The sequence below is a fragment of the Kitasatospora sp. NBC_00315 genome (assembly GCF_041435095.1).
GTDB lineage: Bacteria > Actinomycetota > Actinomycetes > Streptomycetales > Streptomycetaceae > Kitasatospora.
In genome coordinates, this window is the sequence record NZ_CP108025.1 from 1,373,283 (window position 1) to 1,396,438 (window position 23,156).

The 23,156-nt window shown below is 74.3% G+C and carries 21 protein-coding genes; 6 read left to right on the forward strand and 15 right to left on the reverse strand.

The window, feature by feature from the left end; all coding sequences use genetic code 11:
* Window positions 1–334: 334 nt before the first annotated feature.
* Window positions 335–1,285: a terpene cyclase gene (locus tag OG823_RS05750; RefSeq protein ID WP_371478062.1), complete on the forward strand. Its 951-nt coding sequence runs from the start codon at window positions 335–337 to the stop codon at window positions 1,283–1,285.
* A gap of 260 nt (window positions 1,286–1,545) precedes the next feature.
* Here the strand turns inward: OG823_RS05750 and OG823_RS05755 are convergent, their stop codons facing one another.
* Window positions 1,546–1,974, reverse strand: a complete 429-nt coding sequence (locus tag OG823_RS05755) for a DUF6325 family protein (RefSeq protein ID WP_371478063.1) — start codon at window positions 1,972–1,974, stop codon at window positions 1,546–1,548.
* 241 nt (window positions 1,975–2,215) lie between these two features.
* Here OG823_RS05755 and OG823_RS05760 point away from each other — a divergent pair, with 241 nt between their 5' ends.
* Window positions 2,216–2,539: a nuclear transport factor 2 family protein gene (locus OG823_RS05760; protein ID WP_371478065.1), complete on the forward strand. Its 324-nt coding sequence runs from the start codon at window positions 2,216–2,218 to the stop codon at window positions 2,537–2,539.
* 73 nt (window positions 2,540–2,612) lie between these two features.
* On the opposite strand, the gene OG823_RS05765 is transcribed toward OG823_RS05760, so the two are convergent.
* Window positions 2,613–3,836, reverse strand: coding sequence for a serine hydrolase domain-containing protein (locus OG823_RS05765; protein ID WP_371478067.1), 1,224 nt, complete (start codon window positions 3,834–3,836; stop codon window positions 2,613–2,615).
* Between the two features lie 129 nt (window positions 3,837–3,965).
* Between OG823_RS05765 and OG823_RS05770 the strand changes: the two genes are divergently transcribed.
* The gene (locus OG823_RS05770; protein WP_371478068.1) at window positions 3,966–4,535 is read left to right on the forward strand and encodes an NUDIX hydrolase; all 570 of its coding nucleotides are present in this window, start codon (window positions 3,966–3,968) and stop codon (window positions 4,533–4,535) included.
* Window positions 4,536–4,607: 72 nt separating this feature from the next.
* Here the strand turns inward: OG823_RS05770 and OG823_RS05775 are convergent, their stop codons facing one another.
* Together OG823_RS05775 and OG823_RS05780 are read right to left on the reverse strand one after the other, a co-directional pair.
* Complete coding sequence (locus tag OG823_RS05775; protein ID WP_371478070.1) at window positions 4,608–5,222, reverse strand: cytochrome b/b6 domain-containing protein; 615 nt, start codon at window positions 5,220–5,222, stop codon at window positions 4,608–4,610.
* On the reverse strand, window positions 5,206–5,868 hold the full coding sequence (locus OG823_RS05780) for a molybdopterin-dependent oxidoreductase (protein WP_371484319.1): 663 nt from the start codon (window positions 5,866–5,868) through the stop codon (window positions 5,206–5,208). The genes OG823_RS05775 and OG823_RS05780 overlap by 17 nt, the downstream gene beginning before the upstream one ends.
* A 294-nt stretch (window positions 5,869–6,162) precedes the next feature.
* Here OG823_RS05780 and OG823_RS05785 point away from each other — a divergent pair, with 294 nt between their 5' ends.
* From OG823_RS05785 to OG823_RS05795, 3 genes are all read left to right on the forward strand, one after another.
* Window positions 6,163–6,969, forward strand: a complete 807-nt coding sequence (locus tag OG823_RS05785) for a TetR/AcrR family transcriptional regulator (protein ID WP_371478073.1) — start codon at window positions 6,163–6,165, stop codon at window positions 6,967–6,969.
* Window positions 6,970–7,241: 272 nt separating this feature from the next.
* Window positions 7,242–9,089 carry a hypothetical protein gene (locus OG823_RS05790; protein ID WP_371478075.1) on the forward strand — a complete coding sequence of 616 codons (1,848 nt, stop codon included), beginning with the start codon at window positions 7,242–7,244 and terminating at the stop codon, window positions 9,087–9,089.
* A gap of 384 nt (window positions 9,090–9,473) precedes the next feature.
* Window positions 9,474–11,741, forward strand: a complete 2,268-nt coding sequence (locus OG823_RS05795) for a glycosyl hydrolase family 18 protein (RefSeq protein WP_371478078.1) — start codon at window positions 9,474–9,476, stop codon at window positions 11,739–11,741.
* Between the two features lie 61 nt (window positions 11,742–11,802).
* Here OG823_RS05795 and OG823_RS05800 read toward each other — a convergent pair whose 3' ends face one another.
* The 11 genes from OG823_RS05800 to OG823_RS05850 form a co-directional block, all read right to left on the reverse strand.
* Entirely contained in the window at window positions 11,803–12,510 is a 708-nt protein-coding gene (locus OG823_RS05800) for a spermidine synthase (protein WP_371478079.1), read from the reverse strand.
* A gap of 67 nt (window positions 12,511–12,577) precedes the next feature.
* A complete protein-coding gene (locus OG823_RS05805) occupies window positions 12,578–13,711 on the reverse strand; it encodes a YeiH family protein (RefSeq protein WP_371484320.1) in 1,134 nt (377 codons plus the stop codon).
* An 11-nt stretch (window positions 13,712–13,722) separates the two neighbouring features.
* The gene (locus tag OG823_RS05810; protein ID WP_371478080.1) at window positions 13,723–14,286 is read right to left on the reverse strand and encodes a cysteine dioxygenase; all 564 of its coding nucleotides are present in this window, start codon (window positions 14,284–14,286) and stop codon (window positions 13,723–13,725) included.
* A gap of 105 nt (window positions 14,287–14,391) precedes the next feature.
* Complete coding sequence (locus tag OG823_RS05815; protein ID WP_371478081.1) at window positions 14,392–15,297, reverse strand: LysR family transcriptional regulator; 906 nt, start codon at window positions 15,295–15,297, stop codon at window positions 14,392–14,394.
* Between the two features lie 182 nt (window positions 15,298–15,479).
* On the reverse strand, window positions 15,480–16,352 hold the full coding sequence (locus OG823_RS05820; protein ID WP_371478083.1) for an amino acid ABC transporter permease: 873 nt from the start codon (window positions 16,350–16,352) through the stop codon (window positions 15,480–15,482).
* Window positions 16,349–16,993: an amino acid ABC transporter permease gene (locus OG823_RS05825; RefSeq protein WP_371478084.1), complete on the reverse strand. Its 645-nt coding sequence runs from the start codon at window positions 16,991–16,993 to the stop codon at window positions 16,349–16,351. Before OG823_RS05825 ends, OG823_RS05820 begins: the two co-directional genes overlap by 4 nt.
* Window positions 16,994–17,201: 208 nt before the next feature.
* Entirely contained in the window at window positions 17,202–18,098 is an 897-nt protein-coding gene (locus tag OG823_RS05830; RefSeq protein WP_371478085.1) for a glutamate ABC transporter substrate-binding protein, read from the reverse strand.
* 9 nt (window positions 18,099–18,107) lie between these two features.
* Window positions 18,108–18,836 (reverse strand): amino acid ABC transporter ATP-binding protein, encoded by a 729-nt coding sequence (locus OG823_RS05835; RefSeq protein ID WP_371484321.1) that lies wholly within the window; start codon window positions 18,834–18,836, stop codon window positions 18,108–18,110.
* A 59-nt stretch (window positions 18,837–18,895) separates the two neighbouring features.
* Entirely contained in the window at window positions 18,896–19,147 is a 252-nt protein-coding gene (locus tag OG823_RS05840) for a LapA family protein (protein ID WP_371478086.1), read from the reverse strand.
* 273 nt (window positions 19,148–19,420) lie between these two features.
* Window positions 19,421–21,193, reverse strand: coding sequence for an ABC transporter ATP-binding protein (locus OG823_RS05845; protein ID WP_371478087.1), 1,773 nt, complete (start codon window positions 21,191–21,193; stop codon window positions 19,421–19,423).
* Between the two features lie 106 nt (window positions 21,194–21,299).
* Window positions 21,300–23,114, reverse strand: coding sequence for an ABC transporter transmembrane domain-containing protein (locus tag OG823_RS05850; protein ID WP_371478088.1), 1,815 nt, complete (start codon window positions 23,112–23,114; stop codon window positions 21,300–21,302).
* Between the last annotated feature and the right edge of the window lie 42 nt (window positions 23,115–23,156).

Here is a 23,156-nt window from a genome sequence, read left to right on the forward strand (position 1 = left end):
GCCGTCAGCTCCGACACTGGTCCCGCGCTCGAATGCGCCCCGTGTTTCGCGTTCCTCGGCCACCGCCATGCCCTCCGCCTCGCCGATCCATACCTGCCGGTCCACGGTCACGAAAGGGCCATGGACCTGGAGCCGACACTAGCGCTCGCAGGGGGCGCTCCGGGTGGCATTCGCGCAGGCCGAGGGCGAGATCGAGGGTTCGTGCCGAGCGGCCGGGGCAATTGCCCTGATATCCCTATCGGCCGATCATTCCATCAGATACCCTCGGCCCCTCGGGGCACAGTTGATCTTCTTTCTCCAATCACCCAACCCCCACGGTGCCACCGGGAGTCCGATGTCTGACGAGAACTCACTTCTCCATCCGTTCCCCCACCGTCGCAGCCCCCACGCCGCGCAGGCCGCCGAGCAGCACCGCACGTGGCTGCGGCGCCATCCGCTGCTGTACGGCGACATCGGCGACTCGCCCTACGCGCACTGGGAGGTGGTCGATCTCGCCGCGCTCGGCTACCCCGACGCCGGGCCCGACGAACTCGCCCTGGCCGCTGACCTGATGGGCTTCTACTTTCTCTTCGACGACCAGTTCGACGGCCCGCTCGGGCGACGGCCGGCCGAGGTCGCGCGGATCTGCGACCGCCTCGCCGGGATCCTGCACGGCGCGCCGCCCGACCCGGACTCCCCCGCCGAGACGGCGTTCGCCGACCTGTGGCGGCGCAGCACGCTCGGCATGCCCGCGCGCTGGCGGGCCCGCGCCGCGTACAACTGGGAGTGGTACTTCGCCAGTCACCCGGCCGAGGCCGCGGGGCGCATCTCCGAGAGACCGCCCGATCGCGAGGGCTACCTGGCCCTGCGACGGGGCACGGCCGCGATGGAGACCATCTTCGACATGATCGAGCGGCTCGGCCGCTTCGAAGTGCCGATGGCCGCCCATCACCACCCGGTGCTGCGTCAACTGCGGCAACTGGCAGCCGACATACCCTCGCTGAGCAACGACGTCCGCTCCTACCCGAAGGAGGCGCCGACCGGGGACGTCAACAACCTGGTGATGATCGTCCAGCGGGAGCGCGGCTGCTCGGCGCAGGAGGCCTGCGCCGTCGTCACGGCCGAGGCACAGCAGATGCTCGCGCGCTGCACCGAGCTGGTCGCCCAACTCCCCGAGAGCTACCGGGCGCTGGGCCTTGATCCGGCGGATCTGGAGCTCGCCGGGCGCTACGCGCAGGGCCTGACCGCCTGGCTGGCCGGCTACCTGCACTGGGAGTCCAGGACCGGGCGCTACCGGATGGCCTGAGCCGGCGAGCAGCCGGGCCCCGGCGGCGGACTCGCACTCCTCGGAGGTGAGCCGCCCCGGCCCGGCCACCCGGCCGAGACCCGCCGGCCCATCCGCGACGTCCGGCCGGCGGTCGACTGCGACGCGAGAGCGCCGAGCGGTAGAGGTACGGGTGCGGGTACGACCGAAGCGTCGGCCCCCGTCCGCACCGGGCCGCACCGGGCCGCACCGGGCCGCACCGGGCCGCACCGGGCCGCACCGGCGGGAGCGGGGCGGCGCCCTCACGTACCGGCCGTTCGCCGCGCCCGGGCGGCACGCACCGCCTGTTCGATGTTCTCCGGCGGGATCCGGACGCCCGAGGCGATCCGTCCGCCCGCCTCCCGGATCGCGTCCGCCGCGGCCTGGGCCCAGAGGTGCTCGATCAGGACGATCAGTGCCACCGTGCCCGGTTCCAGCAGTTCGGCGGCCTCCTGGGCGTCCTCGGGGCCAATCAGGGGCAGTGCCGCCCCGGCGTCCGGCACGACGCCCCGGAGGTGCTCGAAGTCGGCGAGTTCGCCGTAGGTCGCCTCCCCGTCGGCCTTCCGGGTGACCACCAGCGAGTCGATCACCCGGATGTCACCACCCGTGCTCAGCCTGCCGAGGGCCCTGGCCGCCTCGACGGTGATGGTCTCCTGCGGGAACGTCAGGACGAGCAGTTCGGCCGGTCCCATGCCGGACCCCCTTCCGTACGCGGTTCACCGCTCCGTGACGGTGCGTGACGGTCCACGGTTCCGGTGCGGTGATTGCCTGCGGTGATTCCCGTTCCGCGATTCACCTTTTTGTGGATACAAGCACACAAAGGTGTCGAAATGCCGACGCGCCGCACGCGGACGCGGGCCGCGGCGCCGGCTGCGCGCACCGTGGAGTCGGGGGCGACATCCCGCCCCCGTACTTCGACAAGGGAGAGCACAGATGGCCATCGCCGTTGACAAACTGTCCGATCCGGCGGTCCGCGCCCTGGTGGCGGCGATCAACGCCGGCGACCGCGACGCGTTCCGGAACACCCTGGCGCCGGACGCGACGATGTCGGACGACGGGAGCGAGCGCGACGTGGAGGACTGGACCGAGCGGGAGATCTTCGCGTCCCGCGGCCGCATCGACGTCCGCTCCGAGTCCTCCGCGGGCCGGGCGCTGATCGCCGACTACCGCAACGACACCTGGGGCGAGATGCGCACCGCCTGGCGGTTCACCGTCGACGGCGGGAAGATCACCCGGTTCGAGACCGGTCAGGCCTGAGCCGACGGGCCGAGGGGCCCCTGCCGAGCCTGAGAGGCCCCTCGACCCGGGCCCCCGGGCCCGGCCGGGCCCCTCAGCTCGCGGGCAGGCACTCCCGCACCGCTCTGATCAGGGTGCGCGAGCGGATGTCCCCCGTGACACCGGGCTGCATCCCGTTGGTCACGTACCCGAAGCCGATGCCCAGCTGCGGGTCGGCGAAGCCGAGCGAGCCGCCGCGCCCCGGGTGGCCGAAGCTCGCCGGCGAGGCCATCGGCGAGGTCGGGCCGTGCCGGAAGAAGCCCAGACCGAAGGTGGAGTTCACGATCAGTACGCGGTCCGGCCCGCTGACCGCCGGCCCCATCGCCCTGGCCAGCAGGTCCGGGCCGAGCAGCGGGGCGAGCACCTCCCCGGGCGCGCCGCCGTGCCGGTCGGCGGCGCCGATCAGCGCGGCGTAGAAGCGGGCCACCGAGCGGGCCGTGCCGATGCCGCCCGCGCCGGGGATCTCGGCGGCCTGCACGGCCGGGTCGTTGAGATCCACCACCGAGCGGACCGAGGCGAAGGCCCGGGCGGTCAGCGAGCCCCGGTCGCGGTAGGCGTCGACCACCGCCTGCTTGGGACGCACCCGAAGCCCGCTCGGCCCGCTCTGCGCCGCCTCGGGCGCGGGCAGGTCGACCAGTCGGCCCACCCTGGAGGCCGCGCCGGACGGCAGGCCGATCCAGAGGTCCAGGCCGTAGGGCCGGGCGATCTCCTCGGCGAAGTACTGGCCCACGGTGCGCCCGCTGACCCGCCGGATCACCTCGCCCACCAGCCAGCCGAAGGTGTACGGGTGGTAACCGTGCGCGGTGCCCGGCTCCCAGGCCGGCGCCTGGGCGGCGACGGCGGCGGCGGCCGGCTCCCAGGTGAGCACGTCCTCCAGGCGCAGCGGCACGTCCAGCGCGGGCACCCCGGCCTGGTGGGAGAGCAGCTGGTGGACGGGGACGGCGCCCTTGCCGGCCGCGCCGAACTCCGGCCAGTAGGAGGAGGCCGGCGCGTCCAGGTCGAGCAGACCGCGCTGGGCCAGGTGCAGGGCGGTGGCGGCGGTCAGGCCCTTGGTGACCGATCGCAGCACCTGGGCGGTGTCCGCCGTCCAGGGCACGGCGGGCGCCGGACGGCCGCCGACCTCGGGCCGGGCGTCGCCGCCCCAGAGGTCGACCACCTTGCGGCCGCGCACGTACAGCGCGAAGGCCGCGCCGAGCTCGCCGTACTCGCGGAAGTTGCGGGCGAAGGCCTCCCGGACCGGCCCGTAGCCCTCGGCCGTCTCGCCCCAGATCTCCACCACCGCGCGCCGCCTTCCACCGCCGACCCACCCTCGGACATCCGGCGGTCATCGGTGGATCCGATCATCCGACCGCCGCGTCGAACCCTAGCCGGGCCGTGCGGCGGACGCCGACTCGGTACGGTGACGGTCATGAGCGAGCACAGCACGGTTCCGGTCCCGGACCCCGCCGACCCCGCCGACCCCGCCGAAGAACTGCTGGACGTCGTCGACGAGCACGACCGGGTGACCGGACAGGCGAAGCGCGGAGAGGTGTACCGGCTGGGGCTCACCCACCGGTGCGTCTTCATCCTGGTCCGGAACCCGCAGGGGCGGATCTTCGTGCATCGGCGGACGGACACCAAACTGTTCGCGCCGGGGGCGTACGACATGTTCGTGGGCGGTGTGGTCGGCGCCGGCGAGACCTACCGGAGCGCGGCGGTGCGGGAGGCCGAGGAGGAGCTCGGAGTCCGGGGCGTCGAGCCGCGCCGGCTGTTCAAGTTCCTCTTCGAGCAGGGCCCGCTCTCCTGGTGGTGCGACCTGTACGAGGCCGAGTGGGACGGACCGGTCGCCCCACAGGCCGAGGAGGTCGCCTGGCACGACTGGCTGACCGGTGAGGAGCTGGCCGGCCGGCTCGCCGAGTGGGAGTTCGTCCCGGACGGGCGCGACGCCTACCGGCGCTACCTGGAGTCCACCGCGCCCGGGGACGCAGCCGCCGGCTGAACCGGCCGGCCCTGCCAGGACGGCCGCGCAGGGCGGCCTTCGGAGCGACCGGGCGGACCGGCCGGGCGGGCCTCAGCTGCTCGTGGGCCCGTCGCCGTCCCAGTGCGGGTGTTCGCGCACCGCCCAGAGCCGGTCCACCGTCCCGGTGCGCATCCCGCGCCGGGACTCCGGGTCGCGGACGGCCATCCAGACGTGCCCGGCGACCACCAGGCCGACGGCGAGCGCCAGCCAGTCGTGCACGAAGGTCGCGCCGGTGCGCCAGACCAGCGGCGCGAGGTCGGTGAACCACATCAGCAGGCCGGTGCCGATCATCACCAGGGCCGCCCCCGCGATCCAGGCCGCGTACAGCTTCTGCCCGGCGTTGAACTTCCCGGCCGGTCGACGCGGCACGCGGTGCAGCACGGCCGAGACCCACTGCCGGTCGTACGGGGCGAACCGGCCGAGTCGGGAGAGGTCGGCGCGCAGCGCGCGCGAGCCGAGACCCAGCAGCAGCGGGAGCGGGAGCAGCACCCCGGCCCACTCGTGCACGGTGACCACCAACCGGCGCCGGCCGACGAGTTGGGCGAGCGCGGGCACGTACAGACAGGCGGCCGTCGCGATGCAGATGAGCATCAGGGCGGCGGTGCCGCGGTGCACCCGGCGTTCGGCGCGGGCGAAGCGGGCCCGCCGGTCAGTCGGTCGGGGCATCGTCGCGCCCGTTGGACTGTCCGACCCAGGCGTCGACGTCATAGCCGTAGTGCTCCCAGTAGCCGGGTTGGACGGTGGAGGTCAGGGTGATGCCGGAGAGCCACTTCGCCGACTTGTAGAAGTACATCGGCGCGACGTACAGGCGGACCGGCCCGCCGTGCTCGTGCGTGACCGGGGCGTCCTGCATCCGCAGCGCGACCAGCACGTCGTCGCGACGGGCCTGTTCCAGGGTGAGGCTCTCGGTGTAGCTGCCGTCGAAGCAGCTGAAGCGCACGGCGGTGGCGTCGGGCCGCACACCGGCGGCGTCCAACAGCTGCGACAGCCGGACGCCTTCGAACGGGGTGCCCGGCACCCGCCAGCCGGTGACGCACTGGACGTCGTGCACGATTCGGGTCTGCGGCATCGCCTGGAGATCGGCCAGGCGGTGCGTGGCCGGCCGGTCGACCAGGCCGTCCACGGTGAGGGTGTAGTCCTCGGCCGTGCGGGTGGGCACCGAACCGACCACCGAGTAGTAGCGGAACCCGCCACCCGGCAGCAGGCCGGTCAGTCCGGTCGGGTCCTTCTCGCTGACCTTGGACACCACCGCGTCGGCGGCGCGCTGAAGGTAGGGGCCGGCGGCGACGCCCGCGACGCCCAGGCCGAGCATGCCGAGGATGACGCGGCGGCCTACGGGGGTACCGCGCTCGGCGGGGCTTTCGTTCACTCCTCCATTCGAGCAGGTCGGACGGCCCGGAGCCAGGGCCCGGCGGGAGACGTCAGGGTTTCGTCATCTCCGCCGGCCCGCCGGCCCGCCGGCCGCCGGTCTGTCCCGTGGTGCGAGGGGCCGGCACCGGACCGGACGGGCGTGCGACCGGACGGGCACGAGACGCGACAGGGCCCGGCGCGGGCCGGCCCTGGCAGGCGCACCCGGGCCGGCCGGGCGGCCGGATAGGGTGACGCCATGGCTTCCCGTACACCGCCGGCGGCGTCCCGGGCCGGCTCCGCGACCGCCGCGACCGCCACTGCCGCCGCGGACCGGCCCCGGCGGCGGCTCAGTGTGGACGAACGGCGCGAACAGCTGATCGCCGTAGCCCTGGAGCAGTTCAGCCTCCGCCCGCCGGAGGAGGTGTCGATCGACGACATCGCCGCGGCCGCCGGGGCCTCCCGCCCGCTGGTGTACCACTACTTCCCCGGCAAGCAGGCCCTGTACGAGGAGTCCCTGCGCCGGGCCGGGCAGGAGCTGGCTGGACGCTTCGAGGAACCCGCCCGCGGTCCGCTCTCGGAGCGGCTGCTGCGCGTGATGGGCCGCTACCTGGACTTCGTGGACAGTCACGGCCCCGGCTTCTCGGCCCTGCTGCGCGGCGGCTCGGTCGCGGCGAGTCCGGGGACCAACGCCGTGATCGACCAGGTGCGGCTGGCGGCCCACGACCAGATCCTGCTGCACCTGGCGCTGCCCGCGCCCAGCGCGGCCGTCCGGCTGGCGGTACGGGCGTGGATCGCCACCGTGGAGATCACCTCACTGGAGTGGCTGGCCGAACGCTCGGTACCGCGTGAGGAGTTGCAGCTGCAGCTGGTGCAGGGGTTCATCGCCTCGCTGGTGCTGACCGTCGCCCGGGAGCCGGCGCTGGCCGGCGACCTCGCCGGGTACTTCGCCGACGAGCGGCCGGACGGGCCGGCCGGGCAGCTGGTGAGCCGGCTGGCCGACCTGTTCGCCCGGCCGGACCTCGCCGAGGCCGTCGCCCGGCTCGCCGCGCAGCCGCCGGCCTGAGCCCCCGGCGCCCCGGCCCCGGTGGCCCGGCCCCGGTAAGCCCTTGGTCACCTCCGGTGGTGCGTCCGTCCCGACCGGCCCGGTCACAGCGGTCACCCCGGTCACGGCGGGCACGACCGGTCACGGCGGGGAGGACCGGGACGGGTGGGGCGGCCGGGCCGGTCAGCACCCCGCCCGAGCCTGTTCGGCTTCAGCTGGGCGGGCGGTGTCTGATAGAAATTGAGCGCATCTCAGACGATCACCGAACGCAGTAGAGCGGGGGGCTCGCCACCATGACCCAGGACGGCTACACCGACGGGGAGGTGGCTCCGTTCGCGGCCGCCGAGCAGGCCTCCGCGACGCTCGGCGCCCTTGCCGAAGCCCTGCTCGACGGGCGCACCACCCGCTACCCAAGCGCTTCGCTGACCGTCCTGCTCGGCGCCGCGCACCCGGCCGCCGAGTCCCTGTTCGGGATCGGCCTCGCCGAGCACGGTCCGGCGCACCAGGCGGTCGGCCACCTCGGCACGGTGGTCGCGGCCGGTACGGCCCGCGCCCGTGCGGCCTCGACCGGCGCCCCGGCGGGCGCGGCGGCCGCCGCGGCGCTGCTCGCGCGGTTCGGCGGCGGCGCGGTCCGCGGCGCGACCCCGGACGCCGGCGCCCCCACGGCCGAGCTCCTCGGGCTGCCGGTGACCGGCGAGGTCGCGGATCCGAAGCTTCGGCCGCCCTTCACCGCCCCGCTGGCCGACCTCGCGAACGGTCAGCAGACCCGCCGGCCCGCTCCCCTGGCGCCGGGCGCCGGCGCCGAACTGCGCCTGGTCGTCCCGCCGGTCTTCCACCCGCTCACCGCCCCGGACGCCGGGACGGACCTGGCCGTGCACCTGGCCGAGGTCGCCGAGGAGCTGTTCAGCGGCACCGGAGCGGCACCGCGCCGGGATCTGGCCGTGGCCGGCGCGAGCCTCGCGGACCTGTTCGCCGCCTCCGGAGTGGCGTACGCCGGCCTGTCGGCGCTGACCCTGGACGGCCGCCCGACCGACGCCGCCCTGGTGGTCTCGCTCGCGCGGAACCAGAGCCCCGTCCAGGTGCTCGCCACCGACACCGCCGGCGCCCGCCCGCACGCCGAGGTGTGGACGGTGCTGCTTCCCTCGGGACCGGCCGTGGTGCTGGTCGAGGGCCGCACCGTACCCGTACCCGCCCGGCTGACCGGCGACGGCGCCGCCCGCTGGGTGGTGCTGTCGGTGGCACAGGCCATGGTGCCGCTGCCCGACAGCGCTTCGGTGCTGTGCGTGCAGCTGACCACCGCGCACGCGCAGGACTGGGAGCTGTACACCGGGGCGTTCGCCGAGCTGCTGAAGAGCATCCAGTTCGCCTGGGACGGCGTGGACGGCCGGACGCTCGCCCCTCTCCCGGCGCAGGCCACCGCCCCGGTCACCGCACCCGCCCCGGTCGCGCCGGTCGAACCCGCCGCCGCGCCCGTTCCCCCGGCCGCGCCCGCCGAACCCGAGGGCACGCCGGTCCGGATCCCGCCCGCCGACTTCAACCCCTTCGCCCCGCAGCCGGAGATCCCGGCGCAGGCCGCCGCCGAGCCCGCCCCGGAGGAGGAGACGAGGAAGGGCACGCCGGTCCGGATCCCGCCCGCCGACTTCAACCCCTTCGCCCCGCAGCCCGCCAGGGCCGCCGCGGCACCGGCCGCCGAGGGCGAGGACGAGGAGCCGCTCAAGGGCACCCCCGTGCGCGTCCCGCCGCCGGACTTCAACCCCTTCGCCCCGCCGAGCAGCCCGCCCGCCGCCCCGCCGGCAGCGCCGGCCGCGCCCGCCGCACCGGCGGCCCGCACCAGCGACCCCTTCGGCACCGTGACGGCGGCGGATCAGCAGACCGACCCGTTCGGCACCACGCTGCCGTCGGCCGCGCCGACGCCGGTGGCCGCACCGCCGATGCCGACCTCACCGCCGCCGGCCCCGCCGGCCGCTCCCCCGCTCGCCGCGGCGGATCCGGACGACGACGCGCCGAAGAAGGGCACCCCCGTGCGCGTCCCGCCGCCGGACTTCAACCCCTTCGCCCCGCCGAGCAGCCCGCCCGCCGCCCCGCCGGCGGAGGCCGAGCAGGCGCCGCCCGCCGCACCCGAGACCAGCCCGTTCGGCTGATCCGGCGGCCCCGCGGACCCGGGGCGAAGCCCCGGCCGGCGCAACCGCACCCGGCCACGCCGGGCACCGGCCGGCGCATCCGCATCACCCGTGCCCGTACGCCCCGGCGGCCGGCCCTCCCCGAGGGCCGGCCGCCGTCCGCTTCGGCGGCCGGCCCGTGGCAGGCACGCGACGCCAAGTGGTACAGACCTATTGCCAGTTGGGACCACGCTCCCTACCCTCGCATAGCACAGGACCTCCACGGCAACCCGACGGCCAGAGGCTCCCGCTCCGCGCTGCCCCAACGCCGGAGCTCGGCACGCTGCTCGACGCACCTGACACCTCCTCACAGGTATCGGGGCGGCTCCGGCCCGCCCGGGGCGGCCCCAGACAGGAGCCACACTCATGCGCAGACGTCGGATCCGCCTCCCCCTCCTGGCAGCGGGGAGCCTGCTCGCCCCGCTGATCGCGATCGCCCTGCCCGCCACCGCCGCCCATGCCGCCTCGGCCACCGCCGCCTTCACCAAGGGCAGCGACTGGGGCTCGGGCTACGCGGGCGACTACGTCATCACCAACGGCTCCAGCACCGCACTCAACGGCTGGACCCTGGAGTTCGACCTCCCGGCCGGCAACTCGGTCTCCTCGCTGTGGAACGCCACCTACACCACCGCGGCCTCCCACGTGACCGTGAAGAACCCCGGCTGGGCGAGCAGCCTGGCGCCCGGCGCCTCGTACGACGTCGGCTTCAACATCGCCTACTCCGGCAGCTACCAGCCGCTGCTGAACTGCAAGCTGAACGGGAACCCGTGCACGGGCGGCGGCACCGGCGGCGGGGACGTCACCGCGCCGAGCACCCCGGGCGCCCTGGCCGTGACCGGCACCACCCAGACCTCCGCCTCCCTCGGCTGGAGCGCCAGCACCGACGACACCGGCGTGGCGGGCTACGACGTCTTCCAGAACGGCGCCAAGGCCGCCACCGTGACCGGGACCTCGGCCACCGTCAACGGCCTGACCGCGAACACCTCGTACCAGTTCACCGTGCAGGCCTTCGACGCGGCCGGCAACCGCTCGGCCGCCGCCGGGCCGGTGACCGCGACCACCAGGCCCACCTCCACCGACACCCAGGCGCCCACCGCCCCGGGCACCCCGTCCGTCAGCGGGACCACCGCCGACAGCGTCTCGCTCGGCTGGACGGCCGCCACCGACAACGTGGGCGTCACCGCGTACGACGTGTACAACGGCACGGCGCTCGCCGCCACCGTGACCGGGACCTCGGCCACCGTCAACGGCCTGAGCGCGGCGACCTCGTACACCTTCACCGTCAAGGCCCGCGACGCGGCCGGGAACACCTCCCCGGCCTCCGCGCCGGTGACGGCGAAGACCCAGAGCGGCGGCGGCACCGGCGGCGCGCTGAAGATCGGGTACTTCACCCAGTGGAGCATCTACGCGCGCGGCTACAGCGTGAAGCAGCTCGACACCTCGGGCTCGGCCGGGCGGCTCACCACGCTCAACTACGCCTTCGCCAACATCAATCCGAGCAGCAAGCAGTGCTTCCTCACCAACCACGCGGCCGGCAACGACTCCGACCCCAACGCGGGTGACGGCGCCGGGGACGCCTGGGCCGACTTCGGCAAGGGCTGGGACGCGGGCAGCTCGGTGGCCGGCACCACCGACACCTGGGACCAGGCGCTGGCCGGCAACTTCAACCAGCTGAAGCAGCTCAAGGCCAAGTACCCCAACCTCAAGATGCAGATCTCGCTGGGTGGTTGGTCCTACAGCAAGTGGTTCTCCGACGCGGCCGCCACCGACGCCTCGCGCAAGGCGCTGGTCAGCTCCTGCATCGACATGTACATCAAGGGCAACCTGCCGGTCATCGACGGCCGGGGCGGCGCCGCCAGCGCGGCGAACATCTTCGACGGGATCGACCTCGACTGGGAGTGGCCCAACTCCGACGGACACCTCGGCAACGTCTACAAGCCCGCCGACAAGGCCGACTACACCCTGCTGGCCCAGGAGTTCCGCCGTCAGTTGGACGCCCTCGGCGCCACCACCGGCAAGCACTACACGCTCAGCGCCTTCCTGCCGGCCGACCCGCTGAAGATCTCCGCCGGCATCGACGTCCCCGGCCTGTTCGGCGCGTTCGACTTCGCCACCGTCCAGGGTTACGACTACCACGGCGGCTGGGAGAACGTCACCAACCAGCAGTCCGCGCTGAAGGTCGCGGCGGGCGACCCGAGCCCGGCCACCCAGCAGTTCAGCTCCGAGATCGCCATCAACACCTACGTCAACGGCGGCGCCCCGAAGAGCAAGCTGACGCTCGGCATCCCGTTCTACGGCCGGGGCTGGACGGGTGTGCCACGCGGCACCACCAACGGCCTCTTCCAGACCGCCACGGGCCCCGGGCCGGGAACCTACGAGGCCGGGTACGAGGACTACCACAAGCTCAAGGACATGGCCGCCGGGGGCGGTTACACCGTCTACCGGGATCCGGTCGCCGGTTTCGCGTACATCTACAACGGCTCGGTGCTCTACACCTACGACGACCCGACCGAGATCGCCCGCAAGACCGCCTGGATCAAGTCCCAGGGGCTGGGCGGCGCGATGGTGTGGTCCTTCGACGGTGACACGGCGAACGGCGAACTGATGGCCGCGGTGGACAACGGCCTGAAGTGAGGCCACCGCACGAACGGCGCCCCGTCGGCCCGCACCACGGCCGGCGGGGCGCCCGCGTGTCTCAGACGGCCCGGCGCGCCAGGTGGACGACGTCCGGAACGCCCCGGGCAACCGGGATCTCGTACGTGAACACGTCCGAGAACCCCGCCGTGCGCAGCGCCTGCTCGAAGCCGGCGGACGGCTGCGCGCTCCAGACCGCGAGCACCCCGCCCGGCCGCAGCCTGCGCCACACCATGGCCAGCCCGCGCGGGTCGTAGAGGCCGCCGTTGGAGTCGGTGACCGTCCAGTCCGGTCCGTTGTCGATGTCGAGGCAGAGCGCGTGGTAGCCCTCGCCGTCCCCCGCGAGGTGGGCCAGCAGATCGGTGTGCAGCACCGCGACCCGGGGATCCTCCAGGGCGCCGGCCGAATGGGCCGCCAGCGGGCCGGTGCGGTGCCACTCGATGATCGCGCCCTCGCGTTCGACCACCGCGATCCGGCCCCAGCGCGGTTCGGCGGCGGCGTACGCGAGCGAGAACCCGACGCCGAGCCCGCCGATCAGCACCGAGAGCGGCTCGGCGCCGGGGGCGGGCTCGCCCAGCGCGTCCAGGGCCGCCTGGACCAGCAGCCGCTCGGAGCGGCCGTCCGCGGTGTCCATCAGGAAGCAGCCGTTGGCGATGATCTCGAAGTGCTCACCGCGCCGCCGCAACACCACCTCGCCGTACGGGCCCTGCCGCCGGTCGAGGGTGTCGACGGCGTCAGAACCGTCCCGGTCGGGCAGTACGGTCGCCATGCTCGGTCCTTCGGTTCTCGCGCGTCGGTACTGGTACGTGGGCGACTCTATCCGAACCGGCGGGGGCTCAGCGGGTCATCAGGACACCCGCGTAGGAGACTCCGGCGACCGTCGCCCAGGAGGCCAGGCCGAGGGCGGCGATCCGGCCGCCGGTGCGCAGCACGGTGGGCAGGTGGACGGCGCTGCCGAGGCCGAACAGGGCACCTGCGAGCAGGACCTGCTGGGCGTCCCCGGCCGCCGTGAGCAGGCCGGCCGGGACGGCGCCGGTGCTGCGAAGCGCGATCGTCAGCAGGAAGCCGGCCACGAAGAGCGGCAGCACCGGCGGGCGGGCGGCGCCCGGTCCGGTGACGCCGGCCCGGGCGCGCGAGCGGCGGGCGGCGACCGTGACCCCGGCGACCAGGGGCGCGAGCAGGACCACGCGCATCAGCTTGACGAGCACGGCCTCCCGCAGTGCGGCCGGGCCGCCGGTCTGCGCGGTGGCGACCACCTGACCGACGTCGTGGACGCTGGCCCCGACCCAGCGGCCGAAGTCCGCGTCGCCGAGGCCGAGCGGGTGGTGCAGCAGCGGAAGAACGGCGATCGCGAGGGTGCCGCAGAGGGTGACCAGGGCGACCGAGGCCGCGAGGTCCTCCTCGTCGCTGCCGGCGGCCTGGCCGACGGCGCCGATCGCCGAGGCGCCGCAGATCGAGTACCCGGCGGCGACCAGCAGCGGCTGGTCACCGGGCAGGCCGAGCCGGCGGCCGAGCCAGAGGGTTCCGGCGAAGGTGACCGCGACGACGGTGAGCACCATCGCCAGGGTGGCCCAGCCGAGGCCGAGCACGTCGTCCAGGCCCAGCCGTAGGCCGAGCAGCACGATGCCGGCCCGCATCAGCCGCTTACCGGCCACGGAGAGTCCCGGCCGGGCCGCGCCCCGCACGAACGCGCTCAGCCCGGGCAGGTGCGCGGCCGCGGTGCCGAGGACGACGGCGGCGGTCAGCTCCGGTACGGCGGGCACGAGCCGGTGCACACCGGCGGCGGCGGCGACCCCGAGGGCGGCGAGCAGCAGGCCGGGGACGACCGCGCGCAGCCCGGCGCGCCGGCGGCCGCTGGCGGTGCGGGTGGTGCGGGTGGTGCTGGTGGTGCCGGTGCGGGTGCCGGTGGCGCGGGTACGGGTGCCGGTGGCGCGGGTACGGGTGCGGACTGTGTGGGTGCGCAGGGGCAGGGCCACGGCGGTCAGAGCTCGCCCTCGGGGAGCCGGTAGACCCGGCGCACGCTGCTGCCGAGCCGGGAGACGTCGGCGCCGTAGACGTGGACGGAGATGGCGGTGCCGGTACCGGCGTTGCGGACGCGGTGGATGTCACCGGGCGGCGCGAAGGCGGCCACGGTGCCCGGCGGGCCGAGCACGTCCCCGAGGGGGACCAGGCGCCCGGTACGGCCGTCCGGGACCAGCCGGTAGCGCCGTTCGCTCTCCTCGCCCTGGTGGACGCCGGCGACGCACCAGGCGACGTGGTCGTGGACGGAGGTGCGCTGCCCGGGCAGCCAGACCAGCACGACGACGGAGAACGCTCCGTCGGGATCGGCGTGCAGCACGTGCTGGCGGTAGCGGTCCGGGTCGCCCTCGCACTGGGCGGCGGTGAGCAGTCCCTCGTCACCGAGGCTGGGGCGCAGGCACTCCCCGACCAGGTAGGCGGTCAGGTCCGGGGGCAGCCCGCGGTCCACCACCTCGCCGATCTCGCCGACGAGGGCCCGCATGCGCTCGCTGAGGACGGTCGCCGCGACCGTGACGGAGGGTGTCATACCGGCAGCGTCGGCCGGATCGGCCCATCACGTCCAAGGAGGGTTCCTTGGCTTTCCGTCAGCGATGCTTATGGGTGGGACCGAGGCCGACGGCCGGGGAAGGGGTCAGCAGCCGACCCGGGCGGCGGCCGCCGTCCGCAGACTGTCCAGCACCACGGTGGTCGCCGGCAGGGCCCGGTGCTCGCGCAGCACGTACGCGCACACCTTGCGGCGCCGGTGCGGTTCGACGCCGCGGCCGGTGACCTTGCGATGGCACATGAAGGAGAGCACCAGTGCGGGCATCAGCGCGATGCCGACCCCGGCGGCGACCAGGCTCTGCACCGCGAGGTTGTCGTCGGTGGTGAAGACCACGTCGGGGGTGAAGCCCTCCTCGGCGCAGATGTGCAGCAGGTTGGCCCGGCAGCGCGGGCAGCCGGCGATCCAGCGCTCCTCGGCGAGGTCGGCCAGCCGGACGGCGTGCCGGCGGCCGAGCGGGTGGCCGACCGGGAGCAGCACCGTGAGCAGGTCCTCCATCAGCGGGATCTCCTCCAGGCCGTCCGGCACCTCGGTCGCCGTTCCCGGGTACCCGAAGGCCAGCGCGATGTCGCACTCGCCGCGGAGCAGCCGGTGCAGGGATTCCGGCGGCTCGGCCTCCAGCAGCTCGACCCGGATGCCGGGGTGCTCGGCGAGCAGCTGCGCCATCGCGGAGGGCACGAGGGTGGCGTTGGCGCTGGGGAAGGCGCAGACGCGGACCCGGCCCGCCCGCAGCCGGCCGAGCGCGGTGAGCTGCTGTCGGGCGGCGGTGAGGCCGGCGAGGATCCCCTCGGTGTGCCGGGCCAGCGTCTCGCCGGCCTCGGTCAGCCGCAGGCCCCGGCCGGCCCGGGCGAACAGCGCTACGCCCGCGTCGCGTTCGAGCGCCTTCATCTGCTGGGTGACGGCCGGCTGGGTGTAGCCGAGTTCCCGGGCCGCCGCCGAGTAGGAGCCGGCCCGCACCACCGTGTGAAAGGTTCTGATGTGCCGTGAGTCGAACACCGAGGAATCATAAGCAGAAATTGGGTTCCGCCGGGCAATTCCCACCCGTCCCCGGTGCTTCGTCCGTCCCGGACGCGGCCCCTGGTCACTCGCCGTCCCGGACGCGGCCCCTGGTCACTCGCCGTCCCGGACGCGGGCTCCGCGCTCGCCCCCGGTTCGGCGGGGCCGCCGCGACGGCGGCGCTACCGGGCGGCCGGCGGCAGGCCCATCGCGACGTCCGCCCCGGCCACCGGAGCGGCGCCGCGCGCCTTGGGGCTGCGCCTGCCCCGGCGTTCCAGCCGGCCGGCCAGCCAGGACAGCGCCAGGCACATCCCGATGTAGACCGGCGCGATCACCATCACCACGGGGATGAACGGCAGGTCGTAGTCGAGGTTGGTGGCGATCAGCTTGCCGGCGTGCAGGAACTCCTCGTAGGTGATCAGGAAGCCCAGCGAGGTGTCCTTGAGCGCCACCACCAGCTGGCTGACGATGGCCGGCTGCATCGCCCGGTTGGCCTGGGGCACCAGCACGTACGCCATCACCTGGGTCTTGCGCATGCCCAGCGCGAGGGCCGCCTCCCGCTGCCCCTGCGGCACCGCGAGGACGCCGGCGCGGAACACCTCGGCCAGCACCGAGCCGTTGTAGAGGGTCAGGCCGGCGACCAGCGCCCACAGCGGCTGGGCCTTCAGTGCGACGAAGATGAAGAAGATCATCACCAGCACCGGCATCGCCCGGAAGAACTCCACCACCAGGGTGGAGAGCAGCCGTACCGCGCGGTGCTCCGAGAGCCGCCCAGCCGCGAACAGCGCGCCGAACGGCAGCATGAGCAGCACCGTCCAGCCGAACGCCTCCAGGGTGTTGCGCAGACCGCGCAGCAGGAGGTCCTGAACGCCCCGGTACTCGAACGGCATCCACTTCTGGTACGTGAACTGCTGGGTGTGGAAGAGCATGTAGACCACCCAGGCGAGCAGTGCGGCGATCGCCAGCAGCGCCAGCAGGCCGTACAGCCGATGCCGGGCGGCCGCCTTCGGGCCGGGGGCGTCGTACAGCGCGGAGGCCGGGGCGGACGCTCTCATCGGGACACCGCCGCACGTCGCTCCAGGAGGTTGAACAGGGCGCTGATCGCGAGCGTGAGGATCAGGTAGCCGACGGCGATCCAGACGAAGGTCCAGACGATGCTGTAACCCAGCTCGTTGATGGTCCGGTAGCTGCCGAGCAGTTCGACCACGCTGAACGAACCGGCGATCGCGGTGTTCTTGGCGAGCGCGATCATGACGCTGCCGACCGGCGCGACCACCGAACGGTAGGCCTGCGGGAGCACGATCAGGTTCAGTGTCTGCCCGAAGGTCATCCCCAGGCTGCGGGCCGCCTCCCCCTGGCCCTGCGGCACGGTGTTGATGCCCGAGCGCAGCACCTCGCAGACGAAGGCGGAGGTGTAGCAGCCCAGTGCGAGCACCGAGAAGGTGAAGAACGGCAGCACGATGTCGAAGCGCGGCAGGCCGAGCACCACGATGAAGAACAGCAGGGTGAGCGGGGTGTTGCGCAGGATCGTCACCCAGCCGGTGCCGAAGGCGCGCAGCGACCTGATCGGCGAGACCCGGAAGCCCGCCGTCAGGACGCCCAGCAGCAGCGCCAGGACGGCGCTCACCAGGGTGAGTTCGAGGGTCCCGACGAAGCCGTGCCAGTACGTGGAGAAGTTGTCGATCAGGACTTTCATGGGCCGGGCGCTCCTGGGTCGGGTCTGACAGTTCGCGTCGGATCAGGCGCCCGGCGTCGGGCGCCCGGCCGGGCGGGCCACCGGATCGGCCTCGTACGGGGCCGCACCCGGGCGATTCGGACCCGCGTCCGGGTGGGGTCACCTCCCGGCCGGAGGCCGGGGGAGGGTGCCCGGCGTCGCGTGCCCGGCGGGCGGTGTCGGACACGACCTAGTACCGGTCGATCTGCGGAGGGGCTGGGGCGGGCACCCCGGACAGGCCGAGGGTGGCGTCGTAGGCCTTCTTCCAGTCACCGTTCCGTTCGTGGGCGGCCAGCGCGTCGTCGAGGGCGAGCCGCAGCACCGTGTCGTCGTGCGGGGTGCCGATGCCGTAGGGCTCGGTGGAGAACGGCGCTCCGGCGAGCTTCAGTTCGTCCGGCACCTTGGCGGCGTAGCCCTGGAGGATGGCGTTGTCCGTGGTGACGGCGTCGACCTGGCCGGTGATCAGGTTGTCCACGCAGGCCGAGTAGGTGTCGTAGCCGACCAGGTGCGCCTCGGGGTGGTCCTTCTCGATCCGCTGGTACGGGGTGGAGCCGGCCGCCGAGCAGACCTTCCTGCCGGCCAGGTCCTGCGGGCCGTGGACGGCGGTGTCGCCGCTGCGCACCAGCAGGGCCTGACCGGCCACGAAGTAGGGGCCGGCGAAGCCGACCAGCTTCTTGCGGTTGGCGTTGATGGTGTAGGTGCCCACGTAGTAGTCGACCTGACCGTTCGACAGGGCGGTCTCGCGGTTGGCCGAGGCGATGGTCCTGAACTGGATCCGGTCCGGTCCGAAGCCGAGGTAGGCGCCGACCATCCTGGCGATCTCGATGTCGAAGCCGGAGTACTCGCCGGTGGCCGGGTTCTTCTCGCCCAGGTACGGCTGGTCCTCCTTGGCGCCGACGACCAGGTGCCCCCGGCCGCGGGCGGCCTCCAGGGTGGGCGAGCCGTTGATCACCTCACCGGTACGGACCTGGTAGCTCGGCAGCGCGCCTGGCTGCGGTCCCTTGGGCGGCGGGGTGCCCGGCTTGCCGCAGGCGGCGACCAGGAGCAGGAGCGCCAGGGCGGCCGGGAGCCGCTTCGCGAAGGTCACCGGTCCCCCTCAGTGCTTCAGGATCTTGGACAGGAAGTCCCGCGCCCGCTCGCTCTCGGGGGCTCCGAAGAAGGCCTCGGGGCTGCGGTCCTCGACGATCCGGCCGTCGGCCATGAAGACGACCCGGTTGGCGGAGGCGCGCGCGAACCCCATCTCGTGGGTGACCACCACCATGGTCATCCCCTCGCTCGCCAGTCCGCGCATCACGTCCAGCACCTCGTTGATCATCTCGGGGTCGAGTGCCGAGGTGGGCTCGTCGAAGAGCAGTGCCTTGGGGTCCATCGCCAGCGCACGGGCGATCGCCACCCGCTGCTGCTGGCCGCCGGAGAGCTGCGCCGGGTACTTGTCGGCCTGCCCGGTCAGCCCCACCCGCTCCAGCAGCGCGCGGGACTTCGTCTCCGCCTCGGAGCGGGCCCGGCCGCGGACCTTGATCTGGGCCAGCGAGACGTTCTGCAGCACGGTCCGGTGCGCGAACAGGTTGAAGGACTGGAACACCATCCCGACCTCGGCCCGCAGCCTGGCCAGGCCCTTGCCCTCGGCGGGCAGCGGCTCGCCGTCGATGGTGATGGTGCCGCTCTCGATCGGCTCCAGGCGGTTGATCGCCCGGCACAGGGTGGACTTGCCGGAGCCCGACGGCCCGATCACCACCACGACCTCGCCGCGGCCGACCGTCAGGTCGATGTCCTGCAGGACGTGCAGCGCACCGAAGTGCTTGTTGACGCCGCTCAGTTCGATCAGCGGCGGGAAGACGGCGGTACTCAACCGGGTGATCCCTTCTCAGAGGTCGAGGAGGGCCGCTACCTGCTGCGCCGGCCCTTGAGCAGCCAGCCCAGCGCACCACCCGCCAGCAGCGTCGCCAGCAGGGCGATCCAGAGCGGCGCGGTCACGGTGAACACCCAGAACTGGATCTTCACCCGGTCGAGGTTGGCGAACAGGAACCAGACCGCGAGGACGACGATGGCGCCGATCGCGAGGTAGCGGGTCGGGATGCCGGCGATCTCGCTCTTCCGGGCACCCGAGGATGACGAACCGTCTGAAATCTTGGTCACCCGGGAAGTCTGGTCGCCCGTTCGCCGGATCGGCCGTTCACCTGGCCGCGAGCGACCCGGCCGGCCCCGTCACTGCACCCGATCGGCGCAGCGGGGGGCCGGCGGCGGGCGACGGGCGGCGGGCGGCGGGCGACGGGCGGCGGGCGGCGGGCGCCGCCCGGGCCCGAGCCGGCCCGGGCCGGGAGCACAGGCCCGGGCCGGGAGCACAGGCCCGGGCCGGGAGCACAGGCCCGGGCCGGGAGCGCAGGCCCGGGCCGGGAGCGCAGGCCCCGGCTACCCCTCGTCCCGCCAGGAGCGCCAGAGCGCCGCGTACGGGCCGCCCGCCGCGACCAGCTCGGGATGGCTGCCGTACTCGCTGATCCGCCCGCCCTCGACCACCGCGATCACGTCCGCGTCGTGCGCGGTGTGCAGGCGGTGGGCGATGGCGATCACCGTCCGGCCCTCCAGCACCCGGGCGAGCGAGCGCTCCAGGTGCCGGGCGGCACGCGGGTCGAGCAGCGAGGTCGCCTCGTCGAGCACCAGCGTGTGCGGATCCGCCAGGACGAGCCTGGCCAGCGCCAGTTGCTGCGCCTGCGGCGGGGTCAGGGCCACCCCACCGGAACCGACCTCGGTGTCCAGGCCCTCCGCCAGCGCGTCCGCCCACTCGGTGGCGTCCACCGCGGCGAGCGCCGCCCGCAGCTCGGTGTCGTCGGCGTCCGGCGCGGCCAGCCGCAGGTTGTCCCGCAGCGTGCCGACGAACACGTGGTGCTCCTGGTTGACCAGCGCGACCTGGGCCCGCACCCGCTCGGCGGGCATCCGCGCCAGCGGGGCCCCGCCGAGGGTGACGCTGCCCCGGCCGGGGGCGTAGATTCCGGCCAGCAGGCGGCCCAGGGTGGACTTGCCCGCACCGGAGGGTCCCACCAGCGCCACCCGGCTGCCGGGTGCGACGTCCAGGCTGATGCCGTGCAGCACGTCGGCGCCCTCCCGATAGCCGAAGCGGACGTCGGTCGCCTCCACCCGGCGGCCGTCCGGCCGGGCGCTCTCGTCGGTGGGCGGATCCTCCACCTCGCGCACGCCGACCAGCCGGGCCAGCGAGGTCTGGCCGACCTGGAGCTCGTCGTACCAGCGCAGGATCAGGTCGACCGGGCCGGTGAGCGCCTGGGCGTACAGCACGCCGGTGGTCAGCTGGCCGACGCCGATCCAGCCCTTGAGGGTGAAGAGGCCGCCGAGGACGAGCGTGCCGAGCACCGCCAGTGTGTAGACGGCGTCGATGGTCGGGAACCAGACCGAGCGCAGCCAGAGCGTGTAGCGCTCCCAGGCCAGCCACTCGCCGAGCTTGCGGTCGGTCAGCCGTACCCGGTCGTCGCCCAGCCGCAGCGTCTCGACCGTGCGTCCGGCGTCCACCGTCTCGGCCAGCACGGTGTTGACCGCCGCGTACCCGGCCGACTCGGAGCGGTAGGACTGCGGGGCGCGGCGGAAGTACCAGCGTGAGCCGGCCAGCAGCAGCGGCAGGCCGGTGACCGCGGTGAGGGCGAGCAGCGGCGAGGTGACCACCAGCGCGCCGAGCACCAGCACCAGCGAGACCACCGCGACGGCCAGTTCCGGCACCGCCTCGCGGACGGACTTGGAGAGCCGGTCGATGTCGGTGGTGCCCCGGGAGACCAGATCTCCGGTGCCGGCCCGCTCCAGGATGCCGGGCGGCAGCGCCACCGACCGCACCAGGAAGTCCTCCCGGAGGTCGGCGAGCACCTGCTCGCCCAGCACACCGCCGCGCAGCCGCGAGCACCACGTGAAGGCGGACTGGACGGCGAGCGCCAGGACGTACCAGGCCACGGCGGTGGCGATCGCGCTCTCGGCGGTGCCGGCCGCCAGCGACTCCACCAGCCGGCCCAGCACCCAGGGGCCGACCAGACCGGCCACCGTGGCGACGGCGTGCAGGCCCACCACCGCGCCGAAGGCGGACCGGTGGCGGCGGGCGAGCAGGCGGACGTACTCGCGGACGGCCGCCGGCGAGCCGACGGGCAGCATGGTCGTCGGCCCCTGCTCCCGGTGGGCGGGTGGCTTCATGCGGTGCTCCTGGGACTGGGGCGGCGGACGGCCGCGGAGGTGCGGGCCGGACGGGTGCGGGGCGGACGGGCGCGGGGCGGACGGGCGCGGGGCGCGTCGGGGGCGCTCACACCGCCTCCTTCACGGGCGTGCGCGGCGTCGCGTCCACCGGCTCCTCGCGGGTGACCACGGCGCGGTAGTGCGGGTCGCCCTGCATCAGCTCGCGGTGGGTGCCGGCGGCCACCGCCCGGCCCTCGCGCACCAGCACCACCCGGTCGGCCTGGTCGAGCAGCAGCGGACTGGTGGCGAGGACCACCGTGGTGCGCCCGGCCCGGTTGCGGCGCAGGCCGGCCGCGATCCGGGACTCGGTGTGGGCGTCGACCGCGCTGGTCGGCTCGTCCAGGACGAGGACCGGCGGGTCGGCGAAGAGCGAGCGGGCCAGGGCCAGGCGCTGGCGCTGGCCGCCGGAGAGCGAGCGGCCGCGTTCGGTGATCCGGGCCAGCATCGGGTCGCCGCCGCAGTCCGGGGAGCCGTCCACCAGGGCGTCCAGGACGTCCTCGGCGCGGGCGGCGGCCAGTGCGTCCGCCGCCCCGATCCGCCCGGAGGCGGGCACGTCGAGCAGCTCCGCCAGCGTGCCGGAGAGCAGCACCGGCTCCTTGTCGTGGACCAGGACGGCGGCGCGCGCCTCGGCCAGCGGCACGGAGTCCAGCGGAACGCCGCCGAGCCGTACCGGGGGCGGCTGGGCGGCCGTCGCCTGCGGGGCGTCCGGGCCGTCCTCCTCGGCCTGCGGCACGTGGCCGCCCAGGCGTTCGGCGAGCGTTCCGGCGAAGTCCGGGTCGCCGCAGACCACGGCGGTCAGCTCGCCCGCGCGGGCGGTCAGGCCGGTGACCGGGTCGTGCAGGTCGGCGCGCTCGGGGTGGCCCAGGACGGCGTCCGGCTCACCGTTGGTCCGGGTCAGGGCGAGCACCCGGGTGGCCCGGCCGGCCGAGACCCGGGCGACGCTCCAGGCGTGCGCGGCCTCGCCGAGGATGCGCAGCGGGGCGGCCAGGAAGGCGGTGGCGCCGTACACCGAGACCAGCGTGCCGATGCCGATCGCGCCGGTGGCGGCGAGGTGCGCGCCGTACCAGGTGACACCGACCACGAACAGGCCGGGCAGCAGCACCTGCTGAGCCTGCATCAGGGCCCAGAGCCGGGTGGCCCGAACGGCTGCCGCCCGGACCTTCTGCGAGGCGGCGCGGTAGCGCGCGAGGAACAGCTCCTCGCCGCCGATGCCGCGCAGCACGCGCAGGCCGGCGACGGTGTCGGCGGCCAGCTCGGTGGCCTTTCCGCCGAGCGTGCGCTGTTCGGAGTACCGCTCCTCGAAGGGGCCCAGCAGCGGCCAGACGGAGGCCGCCAGCACCGGCACGCCGAGCAGGACGACCAGGCCGAGCAGCGGCTGCACGGTCAGCACCGTGATGCTGACCGCGAGCCAGACCAGGACGGCGGCACGCACCCGGGCGACCAGCTCGACGTACCAGCCGATCTTCTCGACGTCGCCGCTGCCGACCGCGACGACCTCCCCGGTGGCGATCCGGCGGGAGAGGCCGGCGCCGAGCCGGGAGGCCTGGCGGGCGACCAGCTGGCGGACCTGGGTGGCGGCGGTGATCCAGTTCCAGACGGCCTGGCGGTGCAGCAGCACCGTGCCGACCGAGGCGACGACGGCCAGCGCGAGGGCGAAGGCACCGGCCTGCCAGATACCGGCCGGATCACCGTCCACGGCGGCCTGGACGCCCCGGCCGAGCGGCAGCGGGAGGGCCGCCTGGCAGCCCATCTCCACCAGCGCCCAGCAGGTGGAGAGCACCTGGCCGCGCCGTTGGCTGCGCTGGAGCCAGCGCAGGAAGGCGAGCGGCGAGGAGAGATCGGGACTGCCGGGGTCGGGCAGCGGCAGGGATGTGAGCGGCATGACGCTCCGTTGCGGGGTGTACGGGCACGGGGAACGGACGCG